This is a genomic window from Geminocystis sp. (assembly GCF_041753295.1).
Taxonomy (GTDB): domain Bacteria; phylum Cyanobacteriota; class Cyanobacteriia; order Cyanobacteriales; family Cyanobacteriaceae; genus Geminocystis.
The window spans coordinates 1-4,976 of the sequence record NZ_JBGSUU010000008.1 but is presented as its reverse complement, the minus strand read 5'-3'; the positions used below and the strand labels follow the sequence as shown (position 1 = coordinate 4,976).

General features: G+C 31.4%; 12 protein-coding genes and 1 pseudogene. 2 read left to right on the top strand and 11 right to left on the bottom strand.

The window, feature by feature from the left end; all coding sequences use genetic code 11:
* From ACEW8E_RS00455 to ACEW8E_RS00405, 11 genes and pseudogenes are all read right to left on the bottom strand, one after another.
* A pseudogene (locus tag ACEW8E_RS00455) lies at nucleotides 1-183 on the bottom strand (transposase); the annotation flags it as partial.
* Nucleotides 134-262: a hypothetical protein gene (locus tag ACEW8E_RS00450; RefSeq protein ID WP_373478373.1), complete on the bottom strand. Its 129-nt coding sequence runs from the start codon at nucleotides 260-262 to the stop codon at nucleotides 134-136. The gene ACEW8E_RS00450 and the pseudogene ACEW8E_RS00455, both read right to left, overlap by 50 nt.
* Nucleotides 252-590: a DUF86 domain-containing protein gene (locus ACEW8E_RS00445; RefSeq protein ID WP_373478372.1), complete on the bottom strand. Its 339-nt coding sequence runs from the start codon at nucleotides 588-590 to the stop codon at nucleotides 252-254. The genes ACEW8E_RS00450 and ACEW8E_RS00445 overlap by 11 nt, the downstream gene beginning before the upstream one ends.
* Nucleotides 574-903: a nucleotidyltransferase family protein gene (locus ACEW8E_RS00440; protein WP_373478371.1), complete on the bottom strand. Its 330-nt coding sequence runs from the start codon at nucleotides 901-903 to the stop codon at nucleotides 574-576. The genes ACEW8E_RS00445 and ACEW8E_RS00440 overlap by 17 nt, the downstream gene beginning before the upstream one ends.
* Before the next feature lie 6 nt (nucleotides 904-909).
* Nucleotides 910-1,209: a HigA family addiction module antitoxin gene (locus ACEW8E_RS00435; RefSeq protein WP_373478370.1), complete on the bottom strand. Its 300-nt coding sequence runs from the start codon at nucleotides 1,207-1,209 to the stop codon at nucleotides 910-912.
* 5 nt (nucleotides 1,210-1,214) lie between these two features.
* Complete coding sequence (locus ACEW8E_RS00430; protein ID WP_373478369.1) at nucleotides 1,215-1,496, bottom strand: type II toxin-antitoxin system RelE/ParE family toxin; 282 nt, start codon at nucleotides 1,494-1,496, stop codon at nucleotides 1,215-1,217.
* 78 nt (nucleotides 1,497-1,574) lie between these two features.
* Nucleotides 1,575-1,778, bottom strand: coding sequence for a hypothetical protein (locus ACEW8E_RS00425; protein WP_373478368.1), 204 nt, complete (start codon nucleotides 1,776-1,778; stop codon nucleotides 1,575-1,577).
* A 42-nt stretch (nucleotides 1,779-1,820) separates the two neighbouring features.
* A complete protein-coding gene (locus ACEW8E_RS00420) occupies nucleotides 1,821-3,110 on the bottom strand; it encodes a restriction endonuclease subunit S (RefSeq protein ID WP_373478367.1) in 1,290 nt (429 codons plus the stop codon).
* Between the two features lie 103 nt (nucleotides 3,111-3,213).
* Complete coding sequence (locus ACEW8E_RS00415) at nucleotides 3,214-3,504, bottom strand: ribbon-helix-helix protein, CopG family (RefSeq protein WP_373478366.1); 291 nt, start codon at nucleotides 3,502-3,504, stop codon at nucleotides 3,214-3,216.
* Nucleotides 3,491-3,784 carry a BrnT family toxin gene (locus ACEW8E_RS00410; RefSeq protein WP_373478365.1) on the bottom strand — a complete coding sequence of 98 codons (294 nt, stop codon included), beginning with the start codon at nucleotides 3,782-3,784 and terminating at the stop codon, nucleotides 3,491-3,493. Before ACEW8E_RS00410 ends, ACEW8E_RS00415 begins: the two co-directional genes overlap by 14 nt.
* 21 nt (nucleotides 3,785-3,805) lie before the next feature.
* Complete coding sequence (locus ACEW8E_RS00405) at nucleotides 3,806-4,012, bottom strand: hypothetical protein (protein ID WP_373478364.1); 207 nt, start codon at nucleotides 4,010-4,012, stop codon at nucleotides 3,806-3,808.
* A gap of 399 nt (nucleotides 4,013-4,411) precedes the next feature.
* Between ACEW8E_RS00405 and ACEW8E_RS00400 the strand changes: the two genes are divergently transcribed.
* Both ACEW8E_RS00400 and ACEW8E_RS00395 read left to right on the top strand, forming a co-directional pair.
* Nucleotides 4,412-4,663: a tyrosine-type recombinase/integrase gene (locus ACEW8E_RS00400; RefSeq protein WP_373478363.1), complete on the top strand. Its 252-nt coding sequence runs from the start codon at nucleotides 4,412-4,414 to the stop codon at nucleotides 4,661-4,663.
* 65 nt (nucleotides 4,664-4,728) lie between these two features.
* Nucleotides 4,729-4,976: transposase (locus tag ACEW8E_RS00395; RefSeq protein WP_373478374.1), on the top strand; the 248-nt coding region annotated here is incomplete at its 3' end.

Here is a 4,976-nt window from a genome sequence, read left to right as displayed (position 1 = left end):
ATTTATCTCTAATTGATTTTCATTTAATAGCCTTGCGATTGTTGTTTCTAACTCTTCTACATTTTTAAATTCTCGATTAGCTATATATTCCTTTGCCGAATGCCATACTAATTCTATTAAATTATAATCTGGACTATAGGGTGGTAAATATTCCAATATAATATTTGGTAGTTCCTTCTCTAACTTCAGCTCTATCTTCTTTTTTTAAAGCATTTTGTAAATAATGTTTTTCTTCAGGTGATAAGAAATTTTTAATAGCCATGATTAAGATTAACAAATTTATTTGTATTATTATAATTATATACTATACAAGTGCGTCTTAGCTTATCATCATCAATACTAAAGTAAGCATGGACAATAATATTTCTCAATTCGATAATACTTCGCCAATCAATATGGGGATATTTTATCCTAATGGTGTCAGGAATATTTTTAGTGGCTTCCCCTATAATTTGCAGGTTACGGATTACGGCATCATAAATTAAGTCATTTTCTAAAAATTCTATTTGATTTAGATTTTTGATATATTTATTAATTTTATTGATAGAATTATTAATATCTTCAAGGTATAGTTTAAGGGTTCTGGACATAGACTGCTTCTGCTAAAATTGATTCTTTAATTATAGGTTTAATAGATTTTATAGTTACTAAGTCAACGGGTTTATTAAATAATTCTTCTAGGTAAAATTTTAAGTTCATATACATACTCAGGGTGGGAGATTTATTAAACTCCACTAAAAAATCTAAATCGCTATTTTCGGTGGCTTCATTTCTAGCGGTTGAACCGAATAAAGCTAGGGTTTTTATGTGATATTTATTAAACAGATTTTCTTGTGCTTTTATTACTTCTAATACTTTATTTTTATCTAATATTTGATTTTGTTTTGTTAAGGTATTTATCATCTTTTATTAGTTAATAGTTAAGGGAGTAATTAAGGTTAATTGTTCTCCTAATTTGCGTTTTGCTTCCATAATTTGATAACTATTTTGTAGCCTTAAAAAGTAACCTTCGGAAAGTCTAAAAAAACGACATAAGCGTAAATCAGTATCGGCGGTTATGCTTCTTTCTCCTTTTACTATGGCGTGAATGCGATTAGGAGGCACGTTAATGGCACGGGCGAGGGCATTTTGACTGATGTTTAATTCGTCTAAAAATTCGTGTTTAAGGATGTCTCCTGCATGGGGATTTTTTATTAATTCTGTGGTCATAATTATTAGTGATAATCGATTATTTCTACATCAAACGCTGTACCATTTTCCCAATGAAAACATAATCGCCACTGTTGGTTAATGCGTATGCTATATTGTCCTAGTCTATCTCCTGATAGTTGCTCAAGATGATTACTTGGAGGTATTTTAAGATCATTGAGGGTTAAGGAGGCATCCAGTTGGCGCAGTTTTCTTAATGCTCTTGCTTGTATTTCTGTAGGTAATTTGCGGGAATGTTTCCCTTGCCAAATTTTCTCGGTTTCTTTACAAACAAAAGACTCTATCATTAATTAATGTTACTGGTACATGATACATATCTAATAATATCATCTTTTTTAGTTATCGTTGCAAAGTTGTTCTAAGGGCTAGGTTTTACCGTCTCTAGCATGGAGGAGGCTTTGTTTTAAATCGGCTATTAATTGAGTTTTATGATCATTTTCTTCCTCTATTTCTAAGGGAAGATTCTGCAAAATATTTTCCCCCATAGCTAGGGGTATTAAAACATCGGTTTTTTTCCCTTCATCATTGGTCAAATATCTTATTTTATCTTTTAAAGTGTCAATATTCATGGCTTGATTATTAGTGCTTTTTTACTATTTATAGTTTTAATTTTATACTTTAATTTTACCTGTCACGGCTTCGGCGATTAAGATTTGTTTCAACTCTTTTAGTTTCTCTATCTGTTGTAAGGTTTTCTCTTTTAATTCTTCTATTTCTGCTGTTTTTTCCTCTAAGTATTCCACTATTTTTTCTTGTTCTTCAATAGGAGGAATTAAAATAAAATTAACACCAATACGCTCTACATTAAGATTCATTTGTGTATTTTGTATTGAAGAATTAATAAATTTTTGTTTCATAGATACTAAAGCATAATATAGGAAATCTCTTTTTAATATTTGATATGGATAAAATCCCACTACACTATCAGGAAAACATGAGTCAAAGTTTAAGATCGTTATATCTCCTATATTGGCAGCGATCGTAATTAAAACAGTACCTTTAGGAATAAGTGTAGATACTCGTAAACCTTTTTCATTTAAAGTCTGATTATATGTTGTTAAAAATTTTCTTGCTCTCGCAATATCTCCTGTTTGGACAAAAGGATATTTGCCATCATATAATTTTGGATCATTTCTTGGTCTATGGGTAAATTTTCCCCTAAAAATTTTACAAACATACTTTAACTTTTTAACCTCCCAATGGGCAGGAATATCGCCAAGCCAATCAATACCACTATCTTTCATGGGTGCGTTAGGGTTTAAGCCTTTGGTGACGGCTTGGTTAATAACGATCGACTTTTGCTCGTCTAACAGTGCGATTAATCTTTGTTTGAGTTCGATCGACTTCTCTACCTCCTCACACTTCTTATCTAAAAATTTTACTATCTTTTCTTGTTCTTCGATCGGGGGTAGAGGTAACTTAAGATATTTAAAGTCAGTAAAACTTAAATTTTGTCTTAATCCAGACCCCATTCCATAATATACTTTCAGCAAATCATAGGCATGAAGTAAATAATAAGCAAATTCTGGTTTAATTTTTTCGTTTGTAACAAGACATAAATAAGCAGAAGTAATAATACCTTTGTTTTTAACTAAACCTACCCTTAAACTTGTTTTATCATTTTGTAAATCAGTTGACCTAATAATGATATTTCCTACATCAACAATTTGATAAGTTTCAAATGACTCAGGGACTAAACCATCTAATTTTGCTTCTGGTTTAATAACAATATTGCCATAACTTAATGAAAGAACTGTTGTTTCTTGATTACCTTTATTTTTGATTTCTTGTTGAGCAAAACAAGTTCTCCCAGAAGTAAGCTCCCATGTTTGAGGAATTTCCCCCAACCAATCAACCCCAGAATCTTTATAACAGTCGTATGTAGGTAAACTAAGCATCATAATTAGATATTTTTTTTATTGTATTTGTCCAATTTTTTGTGAGAAAATAAAAGAGAAAAATAGCATTAAAGATCGTTATATTTTTCCTTATTTTAATAAATAACTAGATTAACTCTGATTGAATTTCTTTGATAATTTTTTCCCTTTCCGACTCAGAAGAAATATGCTTACTTAACACTTTTAGAGTAGAGTTCATTAATTTTTGAGTAAATTTTTGACTAATTTCTTCCCTTAAATTTTTGCCTATATAAAATCTGATTAAAGCCTCTAAAGACATATCCTTTTCTTGAGCTATTTCTTCTAATTGTTTAAGAGTATCTGAAGGTATTTTAATAGATACTATTTCCCCAGAACGAGGCTTAATTGTTAAAGTATAATCTTTATGATTGTTCATATAATTTCTGTTCATAACGAGTAGCAGGACGGGCGGAAATAATACGATTTCTTTGATTTTTTTCCATAAAAACAACTAATAAAAGACGATATTTTAAAGAATAACCAAGGATAAATTCTCTTTGCTCATTGTTTCTAGTGGCATCTCCTGTTTGATAAAATGGATCTAAAAAAACCTCTACAGCTTCTTCAAATGTGATTCCATGTTTAATAACATTACTATTAGCTTTATTACTATCCCATTCAAACTCTATTCCTTGTAAATTATAAACAATATTCATTAATTTTTATATGAGCTTGATCTAAAAATCCTTTGAGAAAACGAGTTTTTCATCACCTAAAATCATATCTTGTAAACGTTCCACTATGTCAGGGGCAAAAAACTGTTCTCCCGTTTCCTCATTCACCCTAGCAGGTACATTTTCCACTAAAATTAATTCCCCATTCAACTCTAAAGAATAAGTAACCAACTTATTTACCAATTGCTTTTCTTCCTGTTCAAAAGTCATAGAAATTACCTCCTAATTGTAAAATTATTTTGCCAACGTTCTTCCGTAGGTTGATAAAGAGTGATTATTTTTAAAATGGGGCGAGAAGGATAACTACAATGAAGATGTAAAAGGCGATTAACCATAGTAAAACCACAAATTGGCGTAAATAGAAGGTTCGCGCAACGAGGGGCAATCAATTCATCAGTACTATTTAAAATGCTATTTTTTAGACTTGAATGATAAGAAACTTAAATAATAAACTTTGCCGAGTTTGTCTCATTTTAGGCAAAGTATAATGGAGATATATATGCAATGATGAGGACTTGATCCATGTTTTCAATTACTCCCCAACTTCTATTTTAGGCAAAGATATTTTCCCCACCTCCGAAAAAATTACCATCACTTGGCAGGGAATATTTGCGTCCATCGGAAGTGGAATCCCTGATCCATTCAGCTCAAAAAGTAGGTCGTCATCCCTACAGAGATAGTGCTATTATTTTATTAATGTTTCGTCATGGACTCAGAACAGCCGAATTAGTAGCCTTAAAATGGTCGCAAATTGATTTATCGGGGGGCTATATAGAAATACATAGAGTAAAACATGGGCATGATAGCATTCATCCTTTACGTTCTCCAGAATTAAGAGCATTAGGGCGTGTCATCAATTAGAACTTAAAACAAGATAAAATATATATCTGGATAATTTTTTGACAAAAACACCCTGTGGTAAGAAGATGCCTCGTTATGCTTTAAGAGATGATCAATGGGAAAGAATTAAAGATATGCTTCTAGGTAGATTTGGCACTATAGGAGTCACCGCCAAAGATAATCGATTATTTGTGGAGGCAGTTTTGTATCGATATCGAGCCGGTATTCCCTGGAGAGATTTACCTGATAGATTCGGAGATTTTCGAGTGGTTCATACTCGTTTCAGTCGTTGGAATCGAAAAGGGGTTTGGGAAAAAATTTTTGGAGTTTTAAA

Bases quoted from the DNA above. Each gene is read 5' to 3' on its own strand.
- ACEW8E_RS00440 (WP_373478371.1), bottom strand. From the start codon at position 903: ATGATAAATACCTTAACAAAACAAAATCAAATATTAGATAAAAATAAA.
- ACEW8E_RS00405 (WP_373478364.1), bottom strand. From the start codon at position 4,012: ATGACTTTTGAACAGGAAGAAAAGCAATTGGTAAATAAGTTGGTTACT.
- ACEW8E_RS00415 (WP_373478366.1), bottom strand. From the start codon at position 3,504: ATGAACAATCATAAAGATTATACTTTAACAATTAAGCCTCGTTCTGGG.
- ACEW8E_RS00445 (WP_373478372.1), bottom strand. From the start codon at position 590: ATGTCCAGAACCCTTAAACTATACCTTGAAGATATTAATAATTCTATC.
- ACEW8E_RS00435 (WP_373478370.1), bottom strand. From the start codon at position 1,209: ATGACCACAGAATTAATAAAAAATCCCCATGCAGGAGACATCCTTAAA.
- ACEW8E_RS00425 (WP_373478368.1), bottom strand. From the start codon at position 1,778: ATGAATATTGACACTTTAAAAGATAAAATAAGATATTTGACCAATGAT.
- ACEW8E_RS00420 (WP_373478367.1), bottom strand. From the start codon at position 3,110: ATGATGCTTAGTTTACCTACATACGACTGTTATAAAGATTCTGGGGTT.
- ACEW8E_RS00410 (WP_373478365.1), bottom strand. From the start codon at position 3,784: ATGAATATTGTTTATAATTTACAAGGAATAGAGTTTGAATGGGATAGT.
- ACEW8E_RS00430 (WP_373478369.1), bottom strand. From the start codon at position 1,496: ATGATAGAGTCTTTTGTTTGTAAAGAAACCGAGAAAATTTGGCAAGGG.
- ACEW8E_RS00450 (WP_373478373.1), bottom strand. From the start codon at position 262: ATGGCTATTAAAAATTTCTTATCACCTGAAGAAAAACATTATTTACAA.